Annotated in this window: 2 protein-coding genes; both read left to right on the forward strand. The window is 80.0% G+C overall.

Annotated elements, in window-relative coordinates; genetic code table 11:
* A partial coding sequence (locus NWP10_RS12105; protein WP_375162497.1) for a LysM peptidoglycan-binding domain-containing protein occupies positions 1–395 on the forward strand: 395 nt, incomplete at its 5' end.
* A gap of 50 nt (positions 396–445) precedes the next feature.
* Complete coding sequence (locus NWP10_RS12110; protein ID WP_258301069.1) at positions 446–1,000, forward strand: Rv3235 family protein; 555 nt, start codon at positions 446–448, stop codon at positions 998–1,000.
* Positions 1,001–1,020: the final 20 nt, after the last annotated feature.

Raw genomic sequence — 1,020 nt, forward strand, 5'->3', positions numbered from 1 at the left:
GGGCCGAGCAGCCCGCCGTCGGCCCCGTGCCCGACGCCGGCCAGGCCGTCTCCCACGCCGCACCCGCCTCCACGACGGCGTCGGCGCCCGCCGCGGTGCCCGAGGCCGCGTGGACCCCGCGGACGCCCATCCCGGCACCGACCGGCGCCACCGCCGCCCGGAACCTCTCGGACCGGCCGACCGTGACCGTCCGCCGCGGGGACTGCCTCTGGGACATCGCCGCCGCCGAGCTCGGCCCGGACGCCACCCCGCGGGAGATCGACGCCCGCTGGCGGCGCTGGCACGAGGCCAACCGGCGGGTGATCGGCGACGATCCGCACCTGCTGCTCCCGGGCACCGTCCTCACGGCCCCGGTGTTCAGCCCCCACGCCGCGCCCCAGGAGGGCCGGCCATGACGCCTCGTCCCCGGACCACCCCGACCACGACCCGACCCCAGGAGCCCGCCATGACCGCCCTCGCCGCCCGCCCCCAGTCCACCGTCCACGGCAGCGCCCGCGGTCTCGCCCGGCACGCCGACCGTCGCGCCGACCGTCCCGCCGCCGCGCTGCTGCACGGTCCCGCCCACGGCCCGGCCGTGCTGCCCCGCGGCGAGGAGATCGCCCGCCGGGCCGCCGTCGAGCAGGGCCGGGAGGAGCTGCGTCGGGTCCGCTCCCTGGCCGCGGTGATCGCGGTGGCCTGCGTGGAAGTCGAGACCGGGCGCCGCGCCCTGCGCGACCTCTCGGCGTGGCTCTCGCCCGAGGTCCTGGACAAGATGACCCGGCGGATGGACCTGCTCGGGCTCGCCGAGCAGGACCGGCCCCGGGCGCGGTCCGCGGCCGCCGGCGTCTCCCGGGCCCCAGCCGCCGCTCCCCGGCCCGTGGGCGCGCGCGTCTGCGAGGTCGCCCCTGGACGGGTGGAGGCCAGCGCCACCGTGCTCTGCGGCGGCCGCGCCCGGGCCTTCGCCCTGCGGCTCGAGCGGCGGATCAGCCGCTGGAAGGTGACCTCCGTGGAGATCGGCTGAGCCCCGCCTCCGCTCTCGGC

This window comes from Micrococcus sp. HG099, from assembly GCF_024723355.1.
Taxonomy (GTDB): Bacteria; Actinomycetota; Actinomycetes; order Actinomycetales; family Micrococcaceae; genus Micrococcus; species Micrococcus endophyticus.